The 26,987-nt window shown below is 71.7% G+C and carries 19 protein-coding genes, 1 tRNA gene and 1 pseudogene; 12 read left to right on the forward strand and 9 right to left on the reverse strand.

What is annotated here, in order from left to right; genetic code table 11:
* Positions 1-68: 68 nt before the first annotated feature.
* Both AXF14_RS12975 and AXF14_RS01145 read left to right on the forward strand, forming a co-directional pair.
* Positions 69-488, forward strand: a pseudogene (locus tag AXF14_RS12975) (ATP-binding cassette domain-containing protein); the annotation flags it as partial.
* A 2-nt stretch (positions 489-490) separates the two neighbouring features.
* Positions 491-2,260 (forward strand): ABC transporter ATP-binding protein, encoded by a 1,770-nt coding sequence (locus AXF14_RS01145; RefSeq protein WP_067939320.1) that lies wholly within the window; start codon positions 491-493, stop codon positions 2,258-2,260.
* A 42-nt stretch (positions 2,261-2,302) separates the two neighbouring features.
* Here the strand turns inward: AXF14_RS01145 and lysA are convergent, their stop codons facing one another.
* Together lysA and argS are read right to left on the reverse strand one after the other, a co-directional pair.
* Positions 2,303-3,799, reverse strand: coding sequence for a diaminopimelate decarboxylase (gene lysA / locus AXF14_RS01150; protein WP_067939323.1), 1,497 nt, complete (start codon positions 3,797-3,799; stop codon positions 2,303-2,305).
* Positions 3,796-5,478 (reverse strand): arginine--tRNA ligase, encoded by a 1,683-nt coding sequence (argS, locus tag AXF14_RS01155; RefSeq protein ID WP_067939326.1) that lies wholly within the window; start codon positions 5,476-5,478, stop codon positions 3,796-3,798. Before argS ends, lysA begins: the two co-directional genes overlap by 4 nt.
* Before the next feature lie 243 nt (positions 5,479-5,721).
* Here argS and AXF14_RS01160 point away from each other — a divergent pair, with 243 nt between their 5' ends.
* On the forward strand, positions 5,722-7,002 hold the full coding sequence (locus AXF14_RS01160; RefSeq protein ID WP_067943869.1) for an Nramp family divalent metal transporter: 1,281 nt from the start codon (positions 5,722-5,724) through the stop codon (positions 7,000-7,002).
* A gap of 88 nt (positions 7,003-7,090) precedes the next feature.
* A tRNA-Arg gene (locus tag AXF14_RS01165) sits at positions 7,091-7,166 on the forward strand.
* Positions 7,167-7,251: 85 nt separating this feature from the next.
* On the opposite strand, the gene AXF14_RS01170 is transcribed toward AXF14_RS01165, so the two are convergent.
* From AXF14_RS01170 to AXF14_RS01185, 4 genes are all read right to left on the reverse strand, one after another.
* Positions 7,252-8,049, reverse strand: a complete 798-nt coding sequence (locus tag AXF14_RS01170; protein WP_084355254.1) for a glycerophosphodiester phosphodiesterase family protein — start codon at positions 8,047-8,049, stop codon at positions 7,252-7,254.
* Between the two features lie 127 nt (positions 8,050-8,176).
* Positions 8,177-9,322, reverse strand: coding sequence for a M23 family metallopeptidase (locus tag AXF14_RS01175; protein WP_067939330.1), 1,146 nt, complete (start codon positions 9,320-9,322; stop codon positions 8,177-8,179).
* 278 nt (positions 9,323-9,600) lie between these two features.
* Complete coding sequence (locus tag AXF14_RS01180; protein WP_067939333.1) at positions 9,601-10,815, reverse strand: hemolysin family protein; 1,215 nt, start codon at positions 10,813-10,815, stop codon at positions 9,601-9,603.
* Positions 10,812-12,185, reverse strand: coding sequence for a hemolysin family protein (locus AXF14_RS01185; RefSeq protein WP_211260111.1), 1,374 nt, complete (start codon positions 12,183-12,185; stop codon positions 10,812-10,814). Before AXF14_RS01185 ends, AXF14_RS01180 begins: the two co-directional genes overlap by 4 nt.
* Positions 12,186-12,731: 546 nt before the next feature.
* On the opposite strand from AXF14_RS01185, the gene AXF14_RS01190 reads away from it, so the two are divergent.
* The 4 genes from AXF14_RS01190 (at position 12,732) to AXF14_RS13445 (ending at position 20,040) form a co-directional block, all read left to right on the forward strand.
* Positions 12,732-16,550 carry a multifunctional oxoglutarate decarboxylase/oxoglutarate dehydrogenase thiamine pyrophosphate-binding subunit/dihydrolipoyllysine-residue succinyltransferase subunit gene (locus tag AXF14_RS01190; RefSeq protein ID WP_417862733.1) on the forward strand — a complete coding sequence of 1,273 codons (3,819 nt, stop codon included), beginning with the start codon at positions 12,732-12,734 and terminating at the stop codon, positions 16,548-16,550.
* 116 nt (positions 16,551-16,666) lie between these two features.
* Positions 16,667-17,248, forward strand: a complete 582-nt coding sequence (locus AXF14_RS01195; RefSeq protein ID WP_228524435.1) for a GDSL-type esterase/lipase family protein — start codon at positions 16,667-16,669, stop codon at positions 17,246-17,248.
* An 820-nt stretch (positions 17,249-18,068) separates the two neighbouring features.
* Positions 18,069-19,394, forward strand: coding sequence for an ISL3-like element ISPfr2 family transposase (locus tag AXF14_RS01200; RefSeq protein ID WP_067939345.1), 1,326 nt, complete (start codon positions 18,069-18,071; stop codon positions 19,392-19,394).
* Between the two features lie 22 nt (positions 19,395-19,416).
* The gene (locus AXF14_RS13445; RefSeq protein ID WP_150118377.1) at positions 19,417-20,040 is read left to right on the forward strand and encodes a hypothetical protein; all 624 of its coding nucleotides are present in this window, start codon (positions 19,417-19,419) and stop codon (positions 20,038-20,040) included.
* Between the two features lie 77 nt (positions 20,041-20,117).
* On the opposite strand, the gene AXF14_RS14825 is transcribed toward AXF14_RS13445, so the two are convergent.
* The 3 genes from AXF14_RS14825 to AXF14_RS01210 all read right to left on the reverse strand — a co-directional run bounded on the left by AXF14_RS14825 (position 20,118) and on the right by AXF14_RS01210 (position 21,443).
* Positions 20,118-20,192, reverse strand: coding sequence for a 50S ribosomal protein bL37 (locus tag AXF14_RS14825; RefSeq protein WP_390881948.1), 75 nt, complete (start codon positions 20,190-20,192; stop codon positions 20,118-20,120).
* A gap of 145 nt (positions 20,193-20,337) precedes the next feature.
* Positions 20,338-20,685 (reverse strand): mycothiol system anti-sigma-R factor, encoded by a 348-nt coding sequence (gene rsrA / locus AXF14_RS01205; RefSeq protein WP_067939348.1) that lies wholly within the window; start codon positions 20,683-20,685, stop codon positions 20,338-20,340.
* A complete protein-coding gene (locus AXF14_RS01210; RefSeq protein WP_067939350.1) occupies positions 20,685-21,443 on the reverse strand; it encodes a sigma-70 family RNA polymerase sigma factor in 759 nt (252 codons plus the stop codon). The genes rsrA and AXF14_RS01210 overlap by 1 nt, the downstream gene beginning before the upstream one ends.
* Positions 21,444-21,700: 257 nt before the next feature.
* On the opposite strand from AXF14_RS01210, the gene AXF14_RS01215 reads away from it, so the two are divergent.
* The 4 genes from AXF14_RS01215 (at position 21,701) to AXF14_RS14065 (ending at position 26,909) form a co-directional block, all read left to right on the forward strand.
* The gene (locus AXF14_RS01215) at positions 21,701-22,192 is read left to right on the forward strand and encodes a DoxX family protein (RefSeq protein ID WP_067939353.1); all 492 of its coding nucleotides are present in this window, start codon (positions 21,701-21,703) and stop codon (positions 22,190-22,192) included.
* Positions 22,193-22,613: 421 nt separating this feature from the next.
* The gene (locus AXF14_RS01220; RefSeq protein ID WP_067939357.1) at positions 22,614-23,528 is read left to right on the forward strand and encodes a hypothetical protein; all 915 of its coding nucleotides are present in this window, start codon (positions 22,614-22,616) and stop codon (positions 23,526-23,528) included.
* Positions 23,515-24,870, forward strand: coding sequence for a peptidoglycan-binding domain-containing protein (locus AXF14_RS01225; protein WP_067939360.1), 1,356 nt, complete (start codon positions 23,515-23,517; stop codon positions 24,868-24,870). The genes AXF14_RS01220 and AXF14_RS01225 overlap by 14 nt, the downstream gene beginning before the upstream one ends.
* A complete protein-coding gene (locus AXF14_RS14065) occupies positions 24,867-26,909 on the forward strand; it encodes an ABC transporter ATP-binding protein/permease (protein WP_084355255.1) in 2,043 nt (680 codons plus the stop codon). The genes AXF14_RS01225 and AXF14_RS14065 overlap by 4 nt, the downstream gene beginning before the upstream one ends.
* The last annotated feature ends 78 nt before the right edge of the window (positions 26,910-26,987 follow it).

Genomic DNA, 26,987 nt, shown 5'->3' on the forward strand with positions numbered 1-26,987 from the left:
CTTCACACCTCACCCGGAGGCCTTCCCCCTTGTCCAGCCCCAGCACCTAACCTCCGTGGACAGAACACCTAGGGCGACCCGACGCCACCGACGCCGAGGTCGAGGCCGCCGCACGCGCCGCACTGGTCCACGAGCGGATCGAGGCGCTGCCGCAGGGCTACGACACGGTCCTGGGCGCCGAGGGCGCGCACCTGTCCGGCGGCGAGCTCCAGCGGGTCGCCCTCGCACGGCTCTTCCTCGCCGACGCCCCGGTCCTGCTCATGGACGAGGCGACCGCTCAGACCGACGCGCACTCGGAGCGCGAGATCCAGCAGGCGCTCGCCCGTCTGTCCGAGGGCCGCACGGTGCTCGTCATCGCCCATCGGCTCACGACAGTGGTGGACGCGGACCAGATCATCGTCATGAACCAGGGCCGCGTCGTCGAGCGCGGGACGCACACCGAGCTGCTCGCCCAGGGCGGCACCTACGACAAGATGTGGAGGGCGCAGCAGTGATCCGCCGTCTTCAGCACTGCCTGGGAGGCAGCAGCAACCTCGTTCCCCTCGTCGTCGCCCACGTCCTCGGCGGCGCCCTCCAGGGAACGTCCCTCGCGCTCCTGGTCCCCTTCCTGCGCAGGTTCCTCACCGGTGAGCCGTACGACAGGTGGCTCGTGGCCGTCATCGCGACCGCCCTGCTCGGCCTGGCCGTGTCAGCCGTAGCCTCCGTGCGCTCCTACGCGGTGGCCTGCTACGACGTGTGCGGCAGCCTCGTACGGTCACTGGGGCACCGGGTCCAGCAACTGCCCCTGGGCTGGTTCACCTCCTCGACGAGCGCCCGGGTGGCCACGGCCGTGTCCCGCGACACGAGCAACCTCTCCCACCTGCCTTCCATCGCGATCCCTCAGATCGCCTCGATGAGTGGCTCCGCATCGGCCATCGGCGTCGCCTCGCTCGTGCTGGAGTGGCGAGTCGGCGCGGCCCTCCTGCTCGCCCTGGCCCCGTCCTGGCTGTGCCTGCGGTGGCTCCGGCGTGCGGTACGAGGCGAGTACGCCGCCTCCCAGGACGCCGCCACCGAGCTCGGCGCGAGGCTGCTGGAGTTCAGCCGGCTCCAGGACGTGCTGCGGGCGACGGGTGCGGTCCGGGGACGGGCGCTCCCCGACGGCGGGGCCACCACCTGGGAGCCCCTCGAGGCCGCCCTCGGGGAGGACAGCGCCGCCGGACGCCGCGCCCGCCACGCCCAGGGGCCCGCCGGTCAGGGCTTCCACGCCGCCGTGGAGGCGGGGGTGATCGTCTCGCTGGCGGTGGCGCTCCGACTGCTCCTCGGGGGCACGCTCGACCCGGCCGCCTTCACGGCCCTCGCGCTCATGGCCGTGCGCTTCGCCGAGCCCATCGGGATGCTCGCCTACTACGTCGACCCGCTCCACCAGTCCGACGTCGCCCTGGAGCGCATCGAGGCGATCATGGACGCCCCGGCGCTGCCCGAGCCGGAGCGGTCCGCCGCGCTCCGCACCGCGCCCGGGGGCGGCGTCGACGTCGAGCTCGACCACGTCGACTTCGGCTACGTCGACGGGCGCGACGTGCTGCACGACGTGTCGCTGACGTTCCCGGCAGGGTCCGTCACCGCGCTCGTGGGCCCGTCGGGGTCCGGGAAGTCCACCGTGACCCGGCTCGTGGCCCGCTTCTGGGACGTGAGGGCGGGAGCAGTCCACCTGGGCGGCGCGGACGTGCGCGACCTGCGCACGGCAGACCTGATGGCTCAGGTCTCCATGGTCTTCCAGGACGTCTACCTCTTCGACACCACGATCGAGGAGAACGTGCGGATCGGCCGTGCCGGGGCGACGGACGAGGAGGTGCGCGCCGCCGCCGACCGCGCGGGCCTCAGCGAGGTCGTCGAGCGCCTGCCCGACAGGTGGGCCACCCGCGTCGGCGAGGGCGGCTGCTCCCTCTCCGGCGGCGAGCGCCAGCGGGTCGCCATCGCCCGAGCCTTCCTCAAGGACTCTCCCGTCCTGCTGCTGGACGAGGTCACGAGCGCCCTCGACGGCGTCAGCGAGTCAGGCGTCACCCGGGCGATGGAGGAGCTGGGCCGAGGGCGCACGGTGCTCGTCATCGCGCACCGCCTGTCCACGATCCGCCGGGCGGACAGGATCGCCGTCCTCGTCGACGGCTCCGTCGAGGCCGTGGGCACGCACGACGAGCTCTACGCGGCCGGTGGCACCTACCGGACCTTCTGGGACGACCAGAGCTCGGTCGACCGGTGGCGGCTCGGGGGCGCCCAGGACTGAGCGCCCCGGACCGGCTCCTCGGCACCGAGCCCGGTCGGCGGGTCACTCACCCTCGAGGCGCAGGATGTCCTCGAGGGTCTCGGGGCGGATGAGCCAGCCCTGCTCCCCTCCGGAGACCCAGGCGACGCCGGGGCGGGTGAAGAGGTTGTAGTTGCTCGCCATGGAGCGCCCGTAGGCGCCGGTCGCCGGGACGGCGAGGACGTCGCCGACGGCGAGGTCGGCGGGCAGGTCGACGTCGCGGACGACGACGTCGCCGCTCTCGCAGTGCTTGCCGACGACGCGGGCGCGGACCGGCGCCGTCCCGGGGGCCGGGCGGCGGTTGGCGACGAGGGCGGTGTAGGCGGCGTCGTAGAGGGCGGGGCGGATGTTGTCGCTCATGCCGCCGTCGACGCTCACGTAGAGGCGTCTCGCGCCGTCGCCCAGGTCGACCCTCTTGAGGCCGGTCACCGTGTAGAGCGTGATGGTGGTGGGGCCGACGACGTTGCGGCCGGGCTCGATGGAGACGTGCGGGACGGCGTCGCCGAGCTCGGCGCACACGGCTCGGACGGCGTCGGCGAGGGTGCGGGCGACGTGCTGGGGCGAGGGCGGGACCGGGTCGGACCCGGTGTAGGCGATGCCGTAGCCGCCGCCGAGGTCGATCTCGGGGCAGGTCCACCCGGTGGCCTGAGCGACCTCGTGGCGCAGGCGCAGGACGACGCCGACGGCCTCGCGGAAGCCGGCGAGGTCCGTGATCTGCGAGCCGATGTGGGAGTGGAGGCCGTGGAGAGCGAGCTCGGGGGCGTCGACGACGGCGCGGCAGACCGCGAGAGCGGCGCCGCTGGCCACGGAGATCCCGAACTTCTGGTCCTCGTGGGCGGTGGCGATGTACTCGTGGCCGCCGGCGTGGATGCCGGTGGTGAGGCGGACCATGACGCTGCCGGTCTCGTCGGGTGCGTACTCGCCGGTCTCGCGCAGGCTCCGCACGGCGGAGGCGGCGAGGTCGACCTCGTCGGCGGAGTCGAGGACGAGGTGGCCGACGCGGTGGGCGAGGGCGGCGGCGATCTCGTCCTCGGTCTTGCCGTTGCCGTGCAGGCCGAGGCGGGTCGCGTGGGCGGGGTCGAGGCCCTGCTCGTCGGCCACGTCCCCGGTCGCCTCGCCGCGGCTCAGCTGCTCGAGGGCGCGCAGGCCGACGGCGAGCTCGACACGACTGGCGGTGTCGATGCCCATGCCCTCGGCCAGGACGTCGCGGGCGACGCGGGTGGTGAGGAAGGCCTTGCCTGCGTAGTAGGCGTCGCCGCCGGCCATGCCGTAGTCGGGCCAGAACTCCTCGAACATGGCCGAGGCCCACGTGGCGGCGCGCCCGCGCAGGTCGTCCTCGTCGAGGACGAGGACCGGCGTGGGCGCGTCGGCGAGGACCTCCGTCAGGCTGCGGCCGCCGACGACGAGGGCGCCGTCGGCGCCCCGTCGCAGGGTCGAGGGCCACAGGTCGGGGCGCTCGTCGGGCTCGGGGGCGACGAGGGAGCCGAGCGGCGCCTCGCCGACGGGGACGGCGGGGCTCACATGCGCTCCGGGGCGGAGACGCCGAGGAGGCCCAGGCCGTTGGCGAGGACCTGGCTGACGGCGTCGTTGAGCCAGAGGCGGGCGACGTGCCCGGCGTTGACCGGGTCGTCGCCGCGCGGGGTGACGCGGGTGGCGGCGTACCAGGTGTGGTAGGCGCTGGCGAGCTGCTCGAGGTAGCGGGCGACGCGGTGCTGCTCGCGCATCTGGGCGGCCTGGGCGACGAGCGCCGGGTACTGGGCGAGGACGCCGAGGAGCGCGGAGTCGGCCGGGTCGTCGAGGGCGGCCGGGTCGAAGGCGATGGAGCCCTCGCGCTCGACGCCGTGCTCGGCGGCGTTGCGGGCCACGTTCCGGGTGCGCGCGTGGGCGTACTTGACGTAGTAGACGGGGTTGTCGTTGCTCGCGGAGGCGAGCAGGTCGAGGTCGATGTCGATCATCGAGTCCATCGAGGAGCGCGTGAGCGCGTAGCGGGCGGCGTCCACGCCGACGGCCTCGACGAGGTCCTCGAGGGTGACGATCGTGCCGGCGCGCTTGGACATGCGCACGGGCTGGCCGTCCTTGACGAGGTTGACGAGCTGGCCGATGAGGATCTGCATGTTGACGCCGGGCTCGTCGCCGAAGGCAGCGCACATGGCCATCATGCGGCCGATGTAGCCGTGGTGGTCCGCGCCCAGGAGGTAGATGGCGCAGTCGGCGCCGCGCTGGCGCTTGTCGAGGTAGTAGGCCACGTCGGCGGCGAAGTAGGCGGCGTCGCCGTCGGACTTGATGAGGACGCGGTCCTTGTCGTCGCCGAAGTCGGTGGTGCGCAGCCAGGTGGCGCCGTCCTTCTCCATGATCATGCCGCGCTCGCGCAGGCGGTCGATGGCGGCGGCGACGGCGCCGGACTCGTGGAGGGAGTCCTCGTGGAAGAAGACGTCGAAGTCGGAGTGGAACTCGTGGAGCTCGCGCTTGATGGAGTCGAACATGAGGTCGACGCCGCGGGCGCGGAAGACCTCGGTGGCCTCGGCGTCGGGGAGGGTGGCGGGGTCGGGGCGGCCGGCGGCGAGCTCGTCGTCGGTGACGGTCTGCGCGATCTCGCCGATGTAGGCGCCGCCATAGCCGTCCTCGGGGGTCTCCTGGTGACGGGCGGCCGCGAGGAGGGAGCGGGCGAAGCGGTCGATCTGGGTGCCGTGGTCGTTGAAGTAGTACTCGCGGGTGACCGCGGCGCCGCAGGCGGACAGGATCCGGGCGAGGGAGTCGCCGACGGCGGCCCAGCGGGCGCCGCCGAGGTGGACCGGGCCGGTGGGGTTGGCGGAGACGTACTCGAGGTTGACGCGGCTCCCCACGAGGGAGTCGTTGGTGCCGTAGGAGTCGCCGGCCTCGAGGATGGTGCGGGCGAGCTCGCCGGCGGCGCCGGCGGAGAGGCGGACGTTGAGGAAGCCGGGGCCGGCGACCTCGACGGAGTCGATGCCGTCGACGGCGCCGAGGCGCTCGGCGAGGAGCTCACCGAGGGCGCGGGGGTTGGTGCCGGCCTTCTTGGCGAGCTGCATGGCAACGTTGGTGGCCCAGTCGCCGTGGTCGCGGTTGCGAGGTCGCTCGACCTTGGGCAGCGGCACCTCCTCGACGGGGAGGTTGAGGCTGCCGTCGCCGGCGGCGGCGACGAGGACGGTGCGGATCGCTTCTGCGAGCTCTTCGGGGGTCACGCGCTCAGGGTAGCGGAGCGCTGGGACCCGGGGCTCTCACCATCCGATGGCCGTCCGCCGCCGGGTCGCACTAGAGTTTCGGGTGACCGAAACTCTGATGGACCACCCGCCCGCACCGACCGGGAAGGAAGGAGCACCGTGCCCGGCACCGTCCCCACTGCCGCAGGCCGCCTCGCAGCGCGCCCCGCCCCCGCGCCCGCGCCGGCTCCCGGCGGCGGAACCGCCACCGAGCCCGCTCCGCCACTGAGCCGGCGCGCCAGGCGCCGCCGTCTCCTCACCCTGCTCGGTCCGGCCTTCGTGGCCGCCGTCGCCTACGTCGACCCCGGCAACGTCGCGGCCAACATCACCGCCGGGGCGCGCTACGGCTACACCCTCACCTGGGTCCTCGTGGCCGCGAACCTCATGGCGATGGTCGTCCAGTACCAGAGCGCCAAGCTCGGGGTGGTGACCGGGCGCTCCCTACCCGAGGTGCTGCGCGACCGGATGGGACGGCGCTCCCGGCTCGCCTTCCTCGCCCAGGCCGAGCTCGTCGCCGTCGCGACCGACCTCGCCGAGGTGGTCGGCGGCGCGGTCGCTCTCCGGCTGCTGCTCGGACTGCCGCTGCTCGCCGGCGGGCTCGTCATCGGTGCCGTCTCGATCGCCCTGCTCCTCCTCCAGGAGCACCGGGGGCAGCGGCTCTTCGAGGGGGTCGTCGTCGCCCTGCTCGTGGTCATCACCGTCGGCTTCGTCGGCGGCCTCGTCGTCGCCCCGCCGGACTGGGGCGCGGTGGTGGGCGGGCTGCGCCCGCGGCTCGAGGGCTCGGGCGCGCTGCTCGTGGCGGCCTCGATGCTCGGCGCGACGGTCATGCCGCACGCGATCTACCTGCACTCCTCCCTCGTCCGCGACCACGACGGCGCCACCCGGGCCTCCGGCTCCGCGGCCGGCGCCGGCCGCTCCCCCGCAGCCCCGGGTTCGGCGGAGGCGGAGCGCACCGGCAAGCGCCTGCGCGGCACGCGGGTCGACGTCGTCTGGGCCCTGGGGCTCGCCGGGGTCGTCAACATCGCCCTCCTCCTGCTGGCCGCCTCCGCCCTGTCGGGGGCGGCGGGGACGGACACGATCGAGGGCGCCCACACCGCGATCAGCGCGTCGCTCGGTCCCGCGGTCGGCGTCATCTTCGCCGTCGGGCTGCTCGCCTCGGGGCTGGCGTCGACGTCGGTGGGCGCCTACGCGGGCGCTGAGATCCTGAGCGGCCTCCTGCGGGTGCGGGTCCCGATCCTCGTCCAGCGGCTGATCACGCTGCTCCCGGCGCTCCTCGTGCTGGCGGCCGGGGCGGAGCCGACCCGGGCGCTCGTCGTGAGCCAGGTGGTCCTCTCCTTCGGGATCCCCTTCGCGCTCGTCCCCCTCATCCGGGTCACCTCCTCGGCGCAGGTCATGGGGCCGTGGCGCGACGGCGTCGTGCTGCGAGTGGTGTCCCGCGTGGTCGCGGCCCTCATCATCGCGCTCAACCTGGCGCTCCTCTGGCTGACGCTGACCGGTCGGGGCTGAGCGCGGGCGCAGCGGACGGGCCATGTGCCGGTCGCCTCCCGGCGTCGTTTTCGCGCCGCGGCGGCGCGCTGGTAGAGTCGCGCTCCGGGCCCCGGTAGCTCAGTGGATAGAGCGTCTGCCTCCGGAGCAGAAGGTCGCAGGTTCGAATCCTGTCCGGGGCACCAGCACGAGGGCCCGGAACCGAGACGGTTCCGGGCCTTCGTCGTGCTCACGGCGGGTCGCCGGCCGCGCGCCCGCGCCCCGCCCGGGTCAGGCCTGGTGGAGGACCTCGAGCGCCGTCGTCGGCACGTCGGTGATGACGGCGTCGACGTGCATCGCCTCGAGCCGGCGCATCTCCTCCGGGTCGTCGACGGTCCACACGTGCACCTCGATGCCGGCCGCGTGGGCCTCGGCGACGAGCCTTCGGGTGACGACGGGGACGCCGTGCCAGCTCACGGGCACCTGGATCGCGTCGGCGTGCCCGTTGGTCCAGCCCCAGCGGGTGTGCGGCAGGGGCACGGCCGCCTCGGCGAGCAGCAGGAGGCCGGCGACGTCGACCAGCCCGACGGAGGTCGTCGCGCGGGGCTCCTGACGTCGGAGGACGGCGAGGCGCCGTGCGGAGAAGGAGGCGAACCGGATCCTCTCCAGGGCGCCTGCGGCCCGGACGGCCTGCAGCGCGGGCTGGACGACGGCCGCCTCCTTGAGGTCGACGTTGAGGCCGAGCTCGGGGAAGGCGTGGAGGGCGTCGTCGAGGCGCACGTAGGGGCGGCCGTCGCCGGCGTCGCGCTCCTGGAGCTCGTCCCAGCTGAGGTCCCGGATGAGGACGTCCTCGCCGGCGGTGCGGGACAGGCCTGGGTCGTGGGAGAGGACGACGACGCGGTCGGAGGTGACGCGCAGGTCGGTCTCCATCCAGGCGAGTCCGAGCCCGGCGGTGTGCTCGATGGCGGCCCAGGTGTTCTCGGGCGCCTCGGCGGCGCCTCCGCGGTGAGCGATGACCTGGCAGGTGCGCACGGGCCGGGAGCCGTGGCGCCCCAGCGGCCTCGTGGCGGGGTTGTCGGTGCGGCTCATGGTCCTCCTCTGACCCTCCTCGTCGACGTCGGGCGTGCGCCTCCACCGTAGCGTCCGCGGCACGGGCGCGCCCGGCTTCCCGGTCGGCTCGGACCTCCCTCCCCGGAGCCGGGGAGGCGCCACGGTCTCAGGAGCAGTCGGTGGAGAGCTCGGCGGCGTGCTGGTCGGTGAGCCACTGCGCCGGGTCGACCGTCGACTCGTCGGCGGCGTCGTTCTTGGTGCGCACCTCGAAGTGGAGGTGCGGACCCGTCGAGCGGCCGGTGGAGCCGACGCCGGCGATGAGCTGGCCGGCCTCGACCTTGTCGCCCTTCTTGACGTAGATGCCGTCCTCGAACATGTGGAGGTAGGACGTGTACCAGGTCTTGCCGTCGATCGTGTGCTCGATGGTGACGGTCCCGGTGCCGTCCACCATGCCGGCCTCGACGACGGTGCCGGCGGCCGCGGCGTGGATCGGGGTTCCGACGGCGGCGGAGAAGTCCTGCCCCGCGTGGAGCTTGAGGACGCCGAGGGTGGGGTGGATGCGGTAGCCGTAGGGCGAGGAGATCGTGTAGGTGCCCGCGACCATGGGCATGAGGACCTCGGGCTTGCCGGAGAAGGCGGCAGTGTCGCCGGAGGCCCCCGAGGACTGGGCGGCGCAGGTCTGCGAGGCGTTGGCGTAGGCCTCGCGGATGCGCGCGAGCGTGGCGGCGTCGGGAACGTTGGAGAGGGAGTCGTCGGTCCCGGCGTCGTCGACGTCGGCGTCGGAGCCGAGAACGGCGGCGGCGACCGAGGAGGGCAGGGCGCTGGGGGCGGAGCTCGCCGTCGCGGCGGCGCTCGAGGTGGCGGAGGCCAGGTCGGCGCGGCCGCCGCCGGGCAGCGCGGAGACGGTGGTGCTGAGCGGCGCGACGATGGTGACGACGGCGAGGACGACGAGGACGGCGAGGCGCGCGCCGACGCCGAGCGCATTGCGGGCGCCGAGGAGGGAGTCGATGCCTCCGGGGGCCGACTGCGGCTCGGCGGGGTCGGCGCTCCCGGTGGGCCCGCCACCGGCGGCGGCGCGCTCGGCGACCGCGGCCTGGACGGAGGCGGGGGCGTCGGGCACGACCGGCGCGGAGGGCTCCTCGGGCACGGCGACGACGGCGTCATCGGAGGCGCGCTGCTCGGCGGGGGCGGTGGACTCGGCCGGGCACTGCTCGGCGGCGGCGAGGGCGGCCGCTCGTTCGGCCGCGCGCTCGGCGTCGCGCCGCTCGCGGCGGGTCATCGGCCGCTCGGGCACGGGGCTCTGCTCGCTCACGGGGTCGTCCTCCTCCCCCGGTGTCGTCGCTGCGTCGGGCGCCTGGGGTGGGACGCGGCACGGTCTCCCGACGATGGGTGACGGTGCGCCGACCGAACGCCCCCGAACGATAACGACTTCGCGACCGTCCCCGCCAGGATCGGCGTCACAGCGCGAGGGGCTGGGGACGGGCGGACCACGGCCGGCACCTGGGGAGCCCGGCCGCCGCCGGTCGGGGTCGGCCCTGGGCCGGCCGGCACCAGTCGCGGCCGACGATGGGCGATCCCGACCGGCCCCGGTCAGTCGCGGTCGCGACGCTGGTACTCCTCGCGCTGCATCGCGTCGTTCACCTCGCCCACGAGCTCCTCGAGGATGTCCTCGAGGAAGACGACGCCGACCATCCGGCCGTCGGAGTCCTCGACGCGGCCCAGGTGGGCTCCTGTGCGCTGCATGGCGACGAGCACGTCCTCGACCTCGTCGGCCTCGTGGACGGGCACGAGGGCCCGCGAGCGCCGGGCGGGGACGGGACTCGTGCGCACCGCGACGTCCCGCTCGGCGTCGGCGTAGAGGACGTCCTTGAGGTGGAGGTAGCCGGTGACGGTGCGGCCGACGGCGCCGGGCGCCTCGGCCCGTCCCTCGTCCTCGGCCGCCTCCGGGCCCCGGCCCGCCTGCGCGGGGGCGACCTCCACGGCGTCGGCCGCAGCCCGGCCGCCCTCGCCCAGGGCGGGGACCACGGGCACGGTCTCGTGCGGCGCGACCAGGGGGAAGCGGGAGAAGCCCGTCGAGGCGACGGCCCGCTCGACGTCCTCGGGCGTGCAGCCCTCCTCGAGGACGACGAGCTCCTGCAGCGGCACCATGACGCTGCCCGCGGTCTCCTCGGAGAACTCCAGCGCGCCCGAGAGCAGGCCGGTGTCGTCGTCGAGGACGCCCTCGGAGGTGGAGCGCTCGACGATCGAGGCGACCTCCTCGGCGTTGAAGGTCGCGGCGAGCTCGTCCTTGGGCTCCAGGCCCATGATCCTCACGGTCCAGTTGGCGAACTCGTTGAGGCCGGTGACGACGGGCCCGAAGACGTGGGAGACGCCGACGATGGCCGGGGCCAGGATCCGTGCGGCCCGCTCCGGGGAGGCGATGGAGAGGTTCTTCGGGACCATCTCGCCGGCGACGACGTGGAGGAAGACGACGATGACGAGCGCGAGCACGATGGCGACGGCGTGGACGCCAGCACCATCGATGCCGGCGCGGGCGAGCGGGTCCTCGAGGACGTGGGCGAGGGCGGGCTCCGCGACGATGCCGAGGCCCGTGGAGCACAGGGTGACGCCGAGCTGGCAGGTGGCCAGCATGAGGGAGACGTGCTCGAGGGCCCACAGGGCGGTGGCGGCGCGGCGGTCGCCGGCCCCGGCGAGGGGCTCGAGCTGGGCGCGGCGCGCGGAGGTGATGGCGAACTCGGCGCCGGTGAAGAAGCCGTTGCCGACGAGGAGCAGGACGGCGATGACGAGGGCGAGGGGCGTGCTCATCGGCGCTCCTCCCCCGCGCCGCGGCGGGGCGCTCGGCCCGAGCGCTCCGCCGCGGCGTCACCCTGCTTGTCGTCGGAGGCCGGGATGACGCGCAGGCGGGTGACGCGGCGCCCCTCCATGGCCTCGACGAGGAGCTCGGCGTCCCCGGCGGCGACGCGGTCGCCGATCTGCGGGATGCGGCCGAGCTCGGTCATGACGAGGCCGGCGAGGGTCTCGTAGGGGCCGTCGTCGGGCACGTGGATGCCGGCGCGGGTGGCGAGCTCGTCGGGGCGCATCCAGCCGGGCGCGACCCAGTCGCCGGTGGGCTCGAGGTGGGCGCCGGCGCGGCGGCGGTCGTGCTCGTCGGCGACGTCCCCGACGATCTCCTCGACGGCGTCCTCGAGGGTGACGACGCCGGTGGTGCCGCCGTACTCGTCGACGACGATCGCCATCTGGCTGCCGGCGGCCCGGAGCTCGACGAGCAGGGAGGCCAGGGGCATGGTCTCGGGGACGCGCGGCGCCTCCGTCATGAGCGAGGAGGAGGTGACGGGCACCTGGCTCCGCTTCTCGAAGGGCACGGCGATGGCGCGGCGCAGGTGGACGACGCCGAGGACGTCGTCGACGTCGTCGCCGAAGACGGGGAAGCGGGAGTGGCCGGTCTCGCGGGCGAGGCTGACGACGACGTCGGCCGTGTCGTCCTCGGCGAGGGCGTGGAGACGGCCGCGGTCGGTCATGACGTCGACGGCGGTGAGGCTGCCGACGCCGATGGAGCGGGTGAGCAGGGTGGCCGTGGAGACGTCGAGGGTGCCCTCCTCGGCGCTGTGGCGCACGAGGGCGGCCAGCTCCCCGGCGGAGCGGGTGCCGCTCAGCTCCTCGGCGGGCTCGATGCCCAGGCGGTGGAGCACGGCGTTGGCCGAGCCGTTGAGGACCGCGATGACGGGCTTGAGCACGGTGGTGAAGGCTGAGAGGAAGGGGGTGACGAGCCCGGCGGCCCGCATGGGGTCGGAAAGGGTGACGTTCTTCGGGATGAGCTCGCCGAAGACCATGGAGAAGGCGTTGACGACGACGAGGGCGACGGCGACGGAGATCCCGGCGGCGAGGGACTCGGCCACCCAGTGGCCGAGGGCCTGCGTGAGGAGCTCGGCGAGGGAGTCCTGCATCGTGTAGCCGAGGAGGATCGTGGTCAGGGTGATGCCGACCTGGGCGCCGGAGAGCAGGGTGGACAGGCGTCCGAGGGCGCCGCGGACGGAGGCGGCGCGCTTCTCGCCGTTGGCGGCGCGGGTCTCGACCGTGGAGGGGTCCAGGGCGACGAGGGAGAACTCGGCGGCGACGAAGACGGCGGTGCCGGCCGTGAGGAGCACGCCGACGAGGATCATGAGCCAGTCGCTCACGCGTCACTCACCCGCTCGTGCCCGGCCGCACGGGAGGCGGTTGGGGGGAGGGCCGTGGCCGCGGCGGGGTGGGGACGGTCGCGGTCGCTGGTGGACTCGCTGTGGGCGTGGTGCGGGCGGGCGGGACGCCGCTCGGAGCGTCCGCGGGCCCTGCTGGATGCCGGTCGCATAGTGGCTCGCACGCTATCACCGGGTCGTGCCGCGCTCGCGGTCGCCGTGCCAGGGCGGGACGCGCGAGGGGCGGACGCACGCGGCCGCGGAGGCGCCCTGAGCGGCCGCGCCCCGGGCCGACGGGCGGGCCCGAGGGGCACGTCGCGATGTCCGTGCCCCGGAGGCACGCCGGGGGTCCGCAAGACCTGTGTCTTTGGTCCCGCGTTTCACTGTCGCGACGCAGATCACGAACGTAGGATTGCGGCCGACGCGCGCCCCGTGACGGCGATCACCGCCCGCAGGTCGCGCCGACCGCCATTCGACGAGGAGAGAAGCGCCGTGCCGACGCATGAGAGCACCGCGGCTGGAGCCGCAGCATTCGGAGCCAACGAGTGGATGGTGGAGGAGATGCGCGAGGCCTGGGAGGCCGACCCCTCCTCCGTGAGCGCCCAGTGGCGCGAGCTCTTCGAGAAGGACCCCACCGCGGGCCTGAGCAAGGACGAGGGCGGCAGCGACGCCTCCTCCGCCCCCGCCCCCGAGCCGACGGCTGTCCCCGCCCCCGGAGCCGTCCCCGCGGGGGCCACCCACCCCGAGTCCGCCCCCGCCGGCGAGGATGACACCGCCATCCGCCCCCGCCGTCGGGCCGCCACCGCGGTCCAGGACGTCACCCGCTCCGACCTGCCGCCGGCACCGACCTCCGACGTCGCCCCGCCGACCTCCCCCTACGCCCAGCGCGTCGCCCGCCTCGCCGCCGAGGGCCGCGGCGCCTCCGACGCCGCCGACGTCGACTCCAAGATGAAGGGCGCCCCGGCGCGCACCGCGAAGAACATGGAGGACTCGCTCGCCATCCCGACGGCGACCTCCGCCCGCGCGGTGCCCGCCAAGGTCATGATCGAGAACCGCGCGATCATCAACTCCCACCTCTCGCACACCCGCGGCGGCAAGGTCTCCTTCACCCACCTCATCGGCTGGGCCGTCGTCGAGGCCCTCACCGAGATGCCGGGCATGAACGTCTCCTACACGACGGACGAGAAGGGCAAGCCGGTCCTCCACGAGCCGGCCCACGTCGCCTTCGGCCTCGCCATCGACGTGCCCACCTCGAAGGGCGAGCGCCGCCTCATGGTGCCCTCCATCAAGCAGGCGGACCTCCTCGACCTCGCCGGCTTCGTCGAGGCCAACCAGGCCCTCGTGAGGAAGGCTCGCGACGGCAGGCTCGAGGTCGCCGACTTCATGGGCACGACCGTCACCCTGACCAACCCCGGCATGATCGGCACCCTGCACTCGGTGCCGCGCCTCATGCCCGGCCAGGGCGCCATCATCGGGGTCGGCTCCATGGCCTACCCGGCCTCCTTCGCGGGCGCGAGCGACGAGACGCTCGCCCGCAACGGCATCGGCAAGACCATCACCCTGACCTCCACCTACGACCACCGCGTCATCCAGGGCGCCCTGTCGGGCGAGTTCCTCCGCCTGCTCGAGACCAAGCTCCTCGGCCTCGACGGCTTCTGGGAGCGGGCCTTCGAGTCGCTGCGGGTCCCGCACGAGCCCGTCACGTGGGCCCGGGACACCACCTACGACGCCGAGCTCGAGACCGGCAAGCCGGCGCGCGTCGCCGAGCTCATCCACGCCTTCCGCCAGCGCGGCCACCTCGCCGCGGACACGGACCCGCTCACCTACCGCCTGCGCCGTCACCCCGACCTGGACATCACGACCTACGGGCTGAGCCTGTGGGACCTGGACCGCACCTTCCCGACCGGGGGCCTGGGCGGCACCGAGCGCGCGACGCTCCGCCAGATCCTCGACCGCCTCCGCGAGGCCTACTGCCGCACGGTGGGCGTCGAGTACATGCACATCCAGGACCCGGCGCAGCGCGAGTGGTGGCAGGAGCGCCTCGAGGGCACCTGGTCCCCCACGACCGACGCCGAGCGCCGCCGCACCCTCACCAAGCTGCAGCAGGCGGAGGCCTTCGAGACCTTCCTGCAGACGAAGTACATCGGTCAGAAGCGCTTCAGCCTCGAGGGCGGCGAGTCCCTCATCGTCCTGCTCGACCGCGTCCTGGACGAGGCCGCGCACGACGGACTCGACGAGGTCGTCATCGGCATGGCCCACCGCGGCCGCCTCAACGTGCTCACCAACATCGCCGGCAAGTCCTACGCGCAGGTCTTCGACGAGTTCGACGGCAACGGCGTCATCGATGGCGCCGGCACCGGCGACGTCAAGTACCACCTGGGCACGGAGGGCGTCTTCACCGGCACCGACGGCGTCGAGACCCGAGTCTCCCTGGCCGCCAACCCGTCCCACCTGGAGACGGTCGACGGCGTCGTCGAGGGCATCGCCCGCGCCAAGCAGGACCGCATCGGCCTGGGCGAGAAGGGCTACACGGTCATGCCGGTCCTCGTCCACGGCGACGCGGCCTTCGCCGGCCAGGGCGTCGTCTACGAGACCCTCAACATGTCCCAGCTGCCCGGCTACCGGACGGGCGGCACCGTCCACGTCGTCGTCAACAACCAGATCGGCTTCACGACCGGCTCGGCCTCGGGCCGCTCGACGACCTACGCGACGGACCTCGCCAAGGGCCTCCAGGTCCCGATCTTCCACGTCAACGCGGACGACCCCGAGACCGTGGCGCGCGTCGCGAAGCGCGCCTACGAGTACCGGGCGACCTTCCACAAGGACGTCATCATCGACCTCATCTGCTACCGCCGCCGCGGTCACAACGAGGGCGACGACCCCTCGATGACGCAGCCGGTCATGTATCGCCTCATCGACTCGATGCCCTCCACGCGCGCCGTCTACCTCGGTCAGCTCGTGGGCCGCGGGGAGATCACCGAGGAGGAGGCCCAGGAGATCGAGACCGCCTTCCACGACGAGCTCGAGCGGATCCTCACCGAGACGCGCGCGGCCCACTCCGGCAAGGACGAGGAGACCTCCCTCGCCGAGGAGGCCGCGGAGGGCCAGTCCGAGTCCGACCCGACGCTCGTCGGGCGTCAGCGCTCCAGCCTCGAGCTTCCCAGCTCGCAGGCCGCCGGCGCCGGCATGATGATCGGCTGGACGAGCGCGATCCCGAAGGAGATCGTCGAGCGCATCGGCGACTCCCAGGTCGCCTACCCCGAGGGCTTCCACATCCACCCCAAGCTCGCGAAGATGCTCGAGAAGCGCCAGGCCTCCTCGCGCGAGGGCGGCATCGACTGGGGCTTCGGCGAGCTCCTCGCCCTGGGCTCCCTCCTCATGGAGGGCGTGCCGGTCCGCTTCGCGGGCGAGGACACCCGCCGCGCCACCTTCGCCCAGCGCCACGCGGTCCTCCACGACCACGAGTCGGGCGCGGAGTGGACACCGCTGGACTTCCTCACCCCTGACCAGGCGCCCTTCGAGATCTACGACTCGCTCCTGAGCGAGTACGCGGCGATGGCCTTCGAGTACGGCTACTCCGTGGAGCGCCCGGAGGCCCTCACCCTGTGGGAGGCGCAGTTCGGCGACTTCGCCAACGGCGCCCAGAGCGTCATCGACGAGTACGTCACCTCGGCCGCCCAGAAGTGGGGGCAGCGCTCCGGCCTCGTCCTCCTGCTGCCGCACGGCCAGGAGGGCCAGGGCCCGGACCACTCCTCCGCCCGCATCGAGCGCTACCTGCAGATGTGCGGCCAGGACAACATGCGCGTCGTCATGCCGTCGACGCCGGCGAACCACTTCCACGTGCTGCGCGAGCAGGCCTTCCGCCGTCCGCGCCGCCCGCTCATCGTCTTCACCCCGAAGCAGCTGCTGCGCCTCAAGGCGGCGACCTCCTCGGTCGAGGACTTCACCGAGGGCGCCTTCCAGCCGGTCATCGGCGAGACGGAGCAGAAGGTCGTCGACGGCGGCAAGGTGACCCGCGTGCTCCTGTGCTCGGGCCGTGTCTACTACGACCTCATCGCCGAGCGCGCCAAGCGCGGCGACGAGTCGGTCGCGATCGTCCGCCTCGAGCAGCTCTACCCGCTGCCCGTCGAGGAGCTCGCCGAGGCCCTCGCCCCCTTCGAGGGCGCGGAGCTCGTGTGGGTGCAGGACGAGCCGGAGAACCAGGGCGTATGGCCCTTCCTCGCCCTTAACCTGCCGGACTCGATCACGGGCGGGAAGCGGCCCGGCCTGGCCTCGCGGCACGTCGCGGCGGCCCCGGCGGTCGGCACGGCGGGCGCCTACAAGCGCACGCAGGCCGAGCTCGTCGCCAAGGCCTTCGACCGCGGCTGAGGCACCGCTCACGCACCGGCGCCCGCGTCGCTCACCCAGCGGCGCGGGCGCCGTCGTCGGACGCTGGTAGCGTGCGCACTGGACCATTCCAAGTCAGGAGGACTCCCGTGGACGAGATGAGGATCCACTTCCTGGGCGACGAGCTCGTCGCCGGCTACGGCGACCCGCGCGCGCTCGGCTGGACGGGCCGCGTCATGGCGCGCACCCCGCGCGAGATCGACGCCGTGTGGATGCAGCTCGCCGTCCCCGGTGAGACCACCACCCAGCTCACCGCCCGCTGGGAGGAGGAGGTCGCCCGACGCTCCACCCCCACCGGCCAGAACCGCCTCGTGCTGGGCCTGGGCGTCGGCGACGTCGTCAACGGCGTCTCGCACGCCCGCTCGCGCCTCGCGATCGCGAACATCCTCGACACGGCGATCTCCGACCGCCGGTCCTGCTTCGTCGTCGGCCCGCCGCCCTTCCCGGGCGTCGACCCCGAGGGCACGGCCGCCCTCTCGCGCGCCGTCGCCGAGGTCTGCTCGCGCCGCAACGTGCCCTTCGTCGACACCTTCGAGCCGCTGCGCAACCACGAGCAGTGGGGCACCGACGTCGCCGCCGCGGGCGGCTCCCACCCGGGCCAGGCCGGCTACGGCCTCCTCGCGTGGCTCGTCCTGCACCGCGGCTGGTACGAGTGGATGGGCACGGCCCGCACCGTCTGAGCCCCGCCCGCACCTCAACGCACCCGTCGGCCGTCTGACTCCACCGAGTCAGGCGGTCGGCCTCGTTCCCGGGGTCTGACGAGCCGGGGAACGCGACGCCGCCCCGGTCCTCGAGCGAGGACCGGGGCGCCGTCGTTCTCCAGCCGTGCTCAGACGCCGCGGCACGAACGCCCACCTACACGGCTACCGTCTGAGACCACAGAAGTTTGGCGCTCTCTCACATATCGCCCGCACACACTTGGCGATCTCAAATACCCCTCCCCGCATCAGAGACAGACTCGGACTCTCGGCACAGACAGGAACTGGCGACGCCCGGAAGTAGCACTCCACCACACATGTCGAAGCGGGACTGTGTATCACAGTATGAGATGGGCATCGGAATCGCCAACAGTTATCCACCCTGCGCGAGAGGATGAGTCGGAAGTATCCGGATTTCGCGGGATACCAAACCCTCGATCCAAGGTAACTTAATTACCCGACCTCACCACTAACGAACGGAGAGTTCATGGGCGCGCACCACGACCCCAACGTCGCAGTAAACCAGTTCGTCAACGTATGCAGAACACAGCGAACCCATCTCTACACCTTGGCGGGAGCCCTCCGCACCACCCACCCAAAGATGCGCGAGTGGCAGCCCATTGAGCGTCAGCTGGCCGTCAATTACTTTTTTCTCGTCGCTTCCGCTTGGGAGACATTCCAGCACGATTGGAGGGTCTTCTCAGATGAGGGTGTAGGTCGGCCGGGCGCGTCGGTCCGCAGATAGACGTCGAGGTCTCCCGACGATGGAGGTTCCTACGCCATCCATCCGAAAGACCTCGACGTGTCCGACGCTACCCCGCCGGCCGGCTTCGGCCGCCCTGACCTGACCGCCTTCGCTCGACTCGACGGCCTCGGTCTGAGCGTGACCGGACAACGACTTGAACCGGATCGTGCGGTCCTCGCGTGCCGCGTGGTGGAACCAGATCAGTGGTGCCGACGGTGCGGCAGCGAAGGCGCTGCTCGTGACACCGTGATCCGGCGGTTGGCCCACGAGCCGCTGGGCTGGCGACCGACCGTGCTGGAAGTTGTAGTGCGCCGCTACCGCTGTGCCGACTGCGGACACGTGTGGCGCCAAGACACCAGCGCCGCGGCGGAGCCACGCGCGAAGCTCTCGCGCACCGGGCTGCGGTGGGCGCTGGAAGGGATCGTGGTCGCACACCTCACCGTCGCCCGTGTCGCCGAGGGACTCGGGGTCGCGTGGGACACCGCCAACAACGCGGTCCTGGCTGAAGGCAAGCGGCTGCTGATCAACGACCCCACGCGGTTTGAGGGCGTGAAGGTCATTGGCGTCGATGAGCACGTCTGGCGCCACACCAGGCGTGGCGACAAGTACGTCACAGTGATCATCGACCTCACCCCGGTCCGCGATGGCGCCGGCCCAGCAAGGCTGCTGGACATGGTCGAGGGCCGGTCGAAGGCGGCGTTCAAGACCTGGCTCGCCGACCGCGACGACGCCTTCCGTGACGCGGTCGAGGTGGTCGCGATGGACGGCTTCACCGGGTTCAAGACCGCCGCTGCAGAGGAGATCCCGGACGCGGTCACGGTGATGGATCCCTTCCACGTCGTGCGCCTGGCCGGTGACGCCCTCGACAGGTGCCGGCGCCGGGTCCAACTCGCGATCCACGGGCACCGTGGGTTCAGGGACGACCCGCTCTACAAGTCGCGGCGCACGCTGCACACCGGCGCGGACCTGCTCACCGACAAGCAGAGCGACAGGCTACGCGCGCTGTTCGTTGATGACGCTCACGTCGAGGTCGAGGCGACCTGGGGTGTCTACCAGCGCATGATCGCCGCCTATCGCCACGAGGACCGGCAACGTGGCCGCGAGCTCATGGAGAAGCTGATCACCGGCCTCAGCGCCGGCGTCCCCAAGGTGCTCACCGAGCTCACCACCCTGGGCCGGACCCTGAAGAAGCGAGCCGCTGACGTGCTCGCCTACTTCGAACGACCCGGCACCAGCAACGGGCCGACCGAGGCGCTCAACGGACGGCTCGAACACCTGCGCGGCTCCGCACTCGGGTTCCGCAACCTGACCAACTACATCGCCCGAAGCCTGCTCGAGACCGGCGGCTTCAGACCCCAACTCCTACACCCCCGATTGGGATGAGCCCGATTGGACCCTGCGATGCATGCAGAAAGATAAGAAAAAAATTTCCAAACTAATCAACAAGTCCTACACCGACCGTTATAACACGGCCGCCCAAGCAGCTCGAAAGCTTCAAGAATACGAGACACGCTTGGGGTTGCCAGCGACTGGCGAGTCATGGGACGGTTTAACCACGCCCACAATTAGCAAACTGACCGGCGCGGCCATCGAAGCGCATGTCGATCGGGACGGAAAGAACCTAGAGTTCAAGACTCCCACCGATTGGGCGAACTACGCGTCTGAACGACTCGCCGCAAAATATCTTTCGCCTCTCATTAACCTCACAAGCGATCCGAGCATAGAATATGTCATGACCTTAACGCGCGCAATTCGCAACGACATCGCACATTCGAGCGGAAGCAGTGGTCGCGAATTAAATGATCTTCTCGCAGACAAGAACAAGATTTCAAATGCATCGACGGGAAGCTCCCAGGCAAGCGTGGAGGCCGTCTCCCTGCTCACGAATAACGGAGCAAAGAAGAATAAGAGCCACTCACTAGGAACATACCTCGACGCCACAGTCACGACTTCATCAAACGAGAAGTTGATCCGCGCTGAACTACTTGCAGTTCGCCTGAGCGACTATGCAAAGACATTAAGCGCCTAAGCCGTACAGTACCGGGGCCGGTCACCATCTCGGTGACCGGCCCCGGTTCTCAGCTCTGGGTGCGTTCGCGACCCGGCTCAGGCGTTGGGACGCTTGCCGTGGTTCGCAGCGCTCTTCGCACGGGAACGACGCTTCCGACCGCGCTTGCTCATAGTTGCCTCCTCATGTCTGGACTGCCCCAGACGGGGCACGGAACCCGCACATCCTCGCACAGGCGGCCAAGTCGGTTCCAGTCGGCCACCCGTTGCACGGATCACGCCGCAACCAGGGCCGCCCGGCGTCGGGCGACCGAGAGCCTCAGCCCTGGGTGTACCGGATGGTCCGGCGGCTCACCGTCGTCGTGCCCTGCGCACTCGTCACGGTCGTCACCGTGGAGGTGGCGCGCATGACGGACAGGCGGCCCAGGACGCGGGCGCGGAGCTCGGCAGGCGCCTGCTCGGCGCAGCGGGAGCGCAGGATCTCGCGGAGGTGGACCTCGGCGTCGGCGATCTGCCCGCAGTGCCGGCAGGAGGCGACGTGCGCGGCGAGGCGCTCGTAGAGGTCCCCGTCGCACTCGTGGTCCAGGAAGGTCTCCAGGTGCGCCCGAGCCTCGGAGCAGGAGCACCCGCCCTCGGCGGGGCGGTCCGTGTCCTCGGCGTCGCTCATCAGTTCTCCTCCTCGTCCTTGACGTAGCCCAGGCGGCGCGCGTGGTCCGCGAGCAGCTCGCGCAGCTGGCGGCGCCCGCGGTGCAGGCGGGACATGACCGTCCCGATCGGGGTGCCCATGATCTCTGCGATCTCCTTGTAGGAGAAGCCCTCGACGTCGGCGAGGTAGACGGCCAGACGACGCTCCTCGCTCAGCTCCATGAGGGCGTCCTTGATCTCGTCGTCCGGGAGGTCGTCGAGGGCGAGGACCTCTGCGCTCGGGAGCCCGACGGAGTCGTGGGAGGCGGCGCGGTGGAGCTGCCAGTCCTCGACGGCGTCCGCGTCCGACTGGAGCGGCTCGCGCTGCTTCTTCCGGTAGGAGTTGATGAAGGTGTTCGTGAGGATCCGGTACAGCCAGGCCTTGAGGTTCGTGCCGGGCCGGTACTGGTGGAAGGAGCCGAAGGCCTTGGCGTAGGCGTCCTGGACGAGGTCCTCGGCGTCGGCGCGGTTGCGCGTCATGCGCAGCGCGGCGCCGTAGAGCTGGTCGAGGTAGGGCAGGGCGTCGACCTCGAAGCGGGCGGCGCGCTCGGCCTCGGACTCGTCCTCCGGGGCGCGGTCGAGGGATCCGTCGCCGTCGGGGTCGATCTCCTCGGCGAGCTCCTCGCGGGTCCGGGCGTCGACGGCGTCCTCCGTGGACTCGTCGAGCTCGACGTCGGAGGCGTCGTCGGGGCCCTCGGCGCCCGGCGCGCTCGGGGAGGAGTGCGTGTCAGTGTCCGTCATCAGCCACGAGCCTAGCCCGCGACGGCGCGCAGGGCGGTGCGCGGCGGCGCGGAGGCCGACGGTGGCTGGTGCGAGGCTCATGGTGCTCATCGCCCGGCACAACGACGGCACCCCCGGCGGCATTCCCGTCGCGGCCCCTGACGGTCTCACCCCGGGATCCAGACAGCGCTTACCGACCGGGCGGGTCCCTCATCGCCCAGCGCGCAACCAGGCGCTCCCGCCTGGCGGCCCGGCCCTACGTGAGTGAGGATGAGCACATGGATCTTCTTCGCAGCTTCGCACGCCCCATGCTCGCCGCCTCCTTCATCGTCGACGGCGTCGACGCCGTCGCGCGGCCGAAGCGCCACGTCGAGAAGCTCGAGCGGGTCGTCCCGGTCCTCCAGAAGGCTGGCGTCCCCTCCGAGCTCACCGACGACCCGACGCTCCTCACCCGCGTCTCCGGCGCCGTGAGCGTCGTCGCCGGCGTCGGCCTGGCCACGGGCGCCGCTCCGCGCACCTCCGCCGCGGTGCTCGCCGCCCTCAACGTCCCGCTCACCCTCATCAACAACCCCGTCTGGGCCGCCCGCGGCAAGGACGAGCGCTCCGAGGCCCTCTCCGGCCTCATGCGCGGCGGCGCCCTCGGCGCCGGCCTCCTCCTGGCCGCCGTCGACCGCGAGGGCGACCCCTCGCTCGCCTGGCAGCTGCGCAACTCCCGCCAGCAGCGCGAGGCCATGGAGTCCGCCTTCGACGACGCCAAGGGGCTCTTCTGATCCGTCGCGGCTGAGCGAGTCTGAGCGGTGATGCCACACCAGCAGCCTCCGCCGACCATCGCTCTGGTCACTGCGAACGATGTGAGGCGGCGTCCCAAGGCTCTCGGAGCCTTGGGACGCCGCCTCACATCTGCTGGACGCTCAACAGAGGACTCAAGACCGCCCCTCAGGTGAGACATATCTCATATATACTGGCAGCACGCACTTTCGCGTCCTTCCGCAGATCTCCTCCGGGGGGCGCTCTTGAAAGGTACGTCCATGAGCACCCGTTTCAGAATGCGTATGGAGGTGGTGCAAGCCGCCACATGTCGCGAGGTGCCAGTTGGTACAGCCTCGCCGACCATCAGTTCAACGACACCATTTCGTCCGCCTAATTCGACGGCTTCGTCTCGTGCTGAGTAAGAGGATGGCGAGGACGGCGGTGGCTTCGGCGACCGCCATCCTCCTCGCCACGACCGCGAGCTGCTCTCAGAGCGAGGGGACGTCCGCGGACGAACAGGGCGTTGACGTCTCCTCCGTGCCCACGAGTCAGATCCCAGCAGACGGCACCACATCAACCGATGGCCTGGTCGTCAAGGACCACGCCACGGGCACGCTCCCGAGCGACCCCTATCGAGCCGTCGACTACCGCCTCCACGACATGGCACTGGACACCTGGCTTGCCGTGTGCATGTCCGGCCACCAGCTCGAGTACCCCGTCGTCTCCTTCGACTGGAACGACCCGAACAACAGCACCTCGACGGGATGGTCTCCCGCGCGCACGGAGGAGCAGGCCGCCGAGTACGGCTACCACCTGATGCCCACTTCGAACGGGGAGGAGAAGCACGCGGCTCAGGGCTTCATCTCGAGCCAGCCCGACTCCTACCAGAAACAGCTCTCCTCCTGCTCCCACCAGGCCGCTGAGGACCCCATGTTCGCCAACGCGGTCCAGGACGACATCCCCTTCGTGACCGGCGCCGATGCGAACCCGGCCGCGAAGGAGGCGATGGCGGCATGGACCGAGTGTATGAAGGACCTCGGCATCCCGGACCTGCCCACGGACGCTCCCGGCCCCAGCCCGTCAACGCTCCAACGCCTGGGCCTAGCAGGAGCGGACAACACCAACCTGACGGACCTGTCCACCATCACTTCCGACGAGATCATCATCGCCACCCAGGACGCTCGGTGCAACGCGCAGAGCCACTACGACGAGATCGTCTACGGCTTGACATGGGTGGGGCATCAGCGACAGGTGACGGACAACGAGAGCGAGTTCGCTGCCCGGCTGGACAAGATCACCGCTGATCGTCAGGCCTACATCGACTACATCGAGCAGCACCGCGATGTCATCGGCTAGCACCACGCGGCGCAGGAACCATGGCCGCGTCCTTGCAGCGCTCGTCATCACCGTCCTCCTCGTCCTCGTCATCGGCGGGACCTGGGTCCTCGCCCAACGTGCTCAGTCCCCCGCCCAGCGCGACGCCGCCGCCGCCCCTCCCAGCCCCGCCGCGGTCACCGTCGCGGTGCGCACGGGTGACCTTCGTGACGAGGTCACGGCCACCGGCAGCATCACGGCCTCGGGTCAGCAGACGCTCGCGGTCCCCAGCCGGTCCGACGCCGACGTCAGCGTCGTCACCGCCAGCCAGACGGAGGTCGGGCAGCAGGTCGTCGCAGGTCAGGCCCTCCTGCGCGTCAACTCGCGCCCCGTCATTGTTCTGCGCGGCGCCTTCGCCCCTTGCCGGGACCTCTACGAGGGTGACACCGGCGACGACGTCCGCGAGCTACAGACCGCTCTCGGCGAGCTCGGGTACTCCCTCACGGCGGACGGAGACCTCGGCCCAGCCACGGTACGCGCTGTCAAGGACCTGTACGCCTCGCTCAAGGTGAGTGCGCCCTCGGCCACGAGCACAGGGCAGGGCAACGCGCAGGCGGAGACCAGCGCCACGACACAACAGGCACAGGCACAGGCACAGGCACAGGCACAGGCACAGGACGACACTGCCACCCCGGCCGGAAGCACCTCAGCAACGGGTGCAGCATCGACGACTGCGCCCCGTTCCCTGGTCCTACCGCGCGCCGAGGTGCTCATGGTGCCCACGCTGACCGACTCGACGAGTCTCATCCAGGCGCCGGCCGTCGGGACCGTTCTCAGTGACGAGACCGCCAAGGTCGTCATCAGCTCCGGCCGGTGCCAGGTCACCGCCGAGCTACCGGCAACCGTTGCCGAGGCTCTCAACCCCGGCACGACGACCGCGAGCGCGAGGATCGGTTCCTCAGACCTGGACCTCACGCTGACCAGCCTGACCGCCCAGGCCGCCCAAGCCGGCCAGGACGGGACCTCGCAGGGTACGAACAACAAGGGCGTCGGCGCACAAGGGGCTGGCGACTCCGCCATCACAGGTGCCACCTACAACGCCGTCTTCGACACGGAGGGCACCGCTCTGGACTCCGTGAAGCCCGCCGCCTCCGACTCGATCCTACTCACGATCGAGAGGAGCCCCACCGTCACGGACGCCCTCCTCGTACCTGAGCGCGCCGTCACCCGTACCGCCGACGACACCACGACCGTGCTCAGGCGCAGCACCGGGAACGACTTCGAGACGGTGCCCGTTGAGGTGTCAAGGTGCGTGGGCGGGACCTGCGCCATCACCTCCTCACGGCTGAGGGCCGGGGACGCGGTCCGGGTCGACGGCCAATGACCCGCCTCGTCCTGACCGACGTCACAAGGGTCTACCCCGGCCCCGTCGACGTTCACGCCCTGCGCGAGGTCGACCTCACGATCGAGCAGGGCGACTTCGTCGCCATCGAGGGCCCGTCCGGAGCGGGAAAGTCCACCCTGCTCAACGTGCTTGCCCTCCTCGACTCTCCGACGACGGGGAGCTACACCGTCGACGGGATCGAGACGACGAACCTGTCCGACGCGGAGGCCGCCCGGCTGCGCTGCGAGACCTTCGGATTCGTCTTCCAGTCCTTCCACCTCCTGCCGGCGCGCGCCGTCATCGACAACGTCATGCTCGGCATGGCCTACCACCAGGCCCACCCGGCGCAGGCGCGCCAACGAGCGCTGGAAGCCATCGAGTTCGTCGGCCTGGGTCCTCGGGCGGACTTCGCGGTCAAGGACCTCTCGGGCGGCGAGCGCCAGCGCGTGGCGCTGGCCCGCGCGGTCTGCTCCCAGGCACCCGTCCTGCTCGCCGACGAGCCCACCGGCAACCTCGACTCCGCCTCGACGGCTCTCGTCCTGGACCTGCTGGAGAGGCTCAACGCTGACGGCGTGACCGTCGTCGTGGTCACCCACGACGCAGAGGTCGCCGCGCGGGCCCACGAGCGGATCCGGGTCATCGACGGCGTCGTTACGCGCCTGTGGCCGGGAGAGGACTCGGACCGCGCCGTGATCACCGAGGCGTCCCAGCCCCACCCGCGCAGTCAGCCGGAGGACGCCCTGCCAGCCGCGCCCGCGGCGACCGAGATCCCGGCGCCCCGCCTTGCCGAGGTACCCGATGGGGAGACGGCCGTTCACGGACGCCCGGGCTCACTCACGACCGCCTCCAGGCTGCGACCCTCCTTCCTCTGGCGCGACGTCATCCAAGCGGTGACGACCGATCCCGGTCGCACCCTGCGACTCGTGTCCATCGTCGCCCTGGCCGTCATGCTCGGACTGACCACTCTCGGCCTAGCACAGTCAGCCAGGTACCAGGTCGCAGACACCTTCGACGCCCAACGCAACCGACGCGTCGCCGTCGGTACCGACGACTCCGCTGTAGCGGCCGAGCTCGCTTCCGCGCCCGACTCGGAAGGGCTCTCACGCGTGAGCGAGATTCCGGGCGTGGACGGCGTCCTCGCGATCTTCGAGTACCCCGTGGCGGAGACCAGCACCTCCAGCCAAGGGCAGAAGGAGGAGACCCGCTTCTTCGCCGTAGAGGGAGCCGGCGACCTCGACGCACTGCTGACCACCTCGACGCAGAGCGCCGCGGATTCCGCCACGGCCCCACCTTCCATCGCTCCGGACTCCCTCGGCGAGGATGAGGTCCTGATCGGCTCCCAGGCTGCCTCGCAGCTCCGCCTCGGTCCCACTGTCGGCTCACCGACGATCTGGGTGAACGGCGTCCCCTACGCAGCCGCCGGAATCGTCACCTCGGCAGGACTGCGCTCAGAGCTCCTGACCGGAGTCATCATGACGCCCGCGGGCGCGAACCGGCTCGCCGCCGCGCAAGCGGCCGGCCTGGAGCTGCGAACTCAGCCCGGAGCCGCCGCGCAGATCTCCAAGGTCGCCGCCATCGCCTGGACTCCGGAGCACGCGGACGCCACGCGCACCGAGGCACCACCCGACCCTCGAACCCTCCGCGCCAAGATCGAGACCAGCGTCCGAGCCACCATGCTCACGTTGACGGGAGTCGCGGTCGTCGCGGGCCTCGCCGCGCTCGCGAACGCCATGTCCACAACGGTGCGGCAACGCACCGGCGAGCTCGCACTGCGCCGCGCCATCGGGGCACGACGGGTGCACCTCCGACTCCTCATCGGCTCCGAGGCAATCATCCTCGGGGCGATCGGCGGGTTTCTCGGCGCCCTCGGCTCGGTCCTCGCCGTTTTGGCGGTCACCATCGCCCAACACTGGCAGCCCATCATTGACCCGCTCGCACTGCCTCTCGGGCTTCTCGGCGGGATCACGGCAGGGGCGCTCAGCGCGATGGCGGCATCACGACAGGCCGGGCGGATCCGCCCCTCCCAGGCGCTGCGGTAGTCGCCCGCCCTGCGGCCCGCGTCACATTCACGTCGGCGCTTCGCGGTAGCCTCAGCACCGCAACGGCTCCCGCCCGAC

Source organism: Actinomyces radicidentis (assembly GCF_001553565.1).
In the GTDB taxonomy this organism is placed as follows: Bacteria; Actinomycetota; Actinomycetes; order Actinomycetales; family Actinomycetaceae; genus Actinomyces; species Actinomyces radicidentis.

Coding starts and splice junctions, on each gene's coding strand:
- AXF14_RS01170 (WP_084355254.1), bottom strand. CDS start 8,049: ATGAGCCGCACCGACAACCCCGCCACGAGGCCGCTGGGGCGCCACGGC.
- AXF14_RS01180 (WP_067939333.1), bottom strand. CDS start 10,815: ATGAGCACGCCCCTCGCCCTCGTCATCGCCGTCCTGCTCCTCGTCGGC.
- AXF14_RS01190 (WP_417862733.1), top strand. CDS start 12,732: ATGGTGGAGGAGATGCGCGAGGCCTGGGAGGCCGACCCCTCCTCCGTG.
- AXF14_RS01195 (WP_228524435.1), top strand. CDS start 16,667: ATGAGGATCCACTTCCTGGGCGACGAGCTCGTCGCCGGCTACGGCGAC.
- AXF14_RS13445 (WP_150118377.1), top strand. CDS start 19,417: ATGCAGAAAGATAAGAAAAAAATTTCCAAACTAATCAACAAGTCCTAC.
- rsrA (WP_067939348.1), bottom strand. CDS start 20,685: ATGAGCGACGCCGAGGACACGGACCGCCCCGCCGAGGGCGGGTGCTCC.
- AXF14_RS01210 (WP_067939350.1), bottom strand. CDS start 21,443: ATGACGGACACTGACACGCACTCCTCCCCGAGCGCGCCGGGCGCCGAG.
- AXF14_RS01215 (WP_067939353.1), top strand. CDS start 21,701: ATGGATCTTCTTCGCAGCTTCGCACGCCCCATGCTCGCCGCCTCCTTC.
- AXF14_RS01225 (WP_067939360.1), top strand. CDS start 23,515: ATGTCATCGGCTAGCACCACGCGGCGCAGGAACCATGGCCGCGTCCTT.
- AXF14_RS14065 (WP_084355255.1), top strand. CDS start 24,867: ATGACCCGCCTCGTCCTGACCGACGTCACAAGGGTCTACCCCGGCCCC.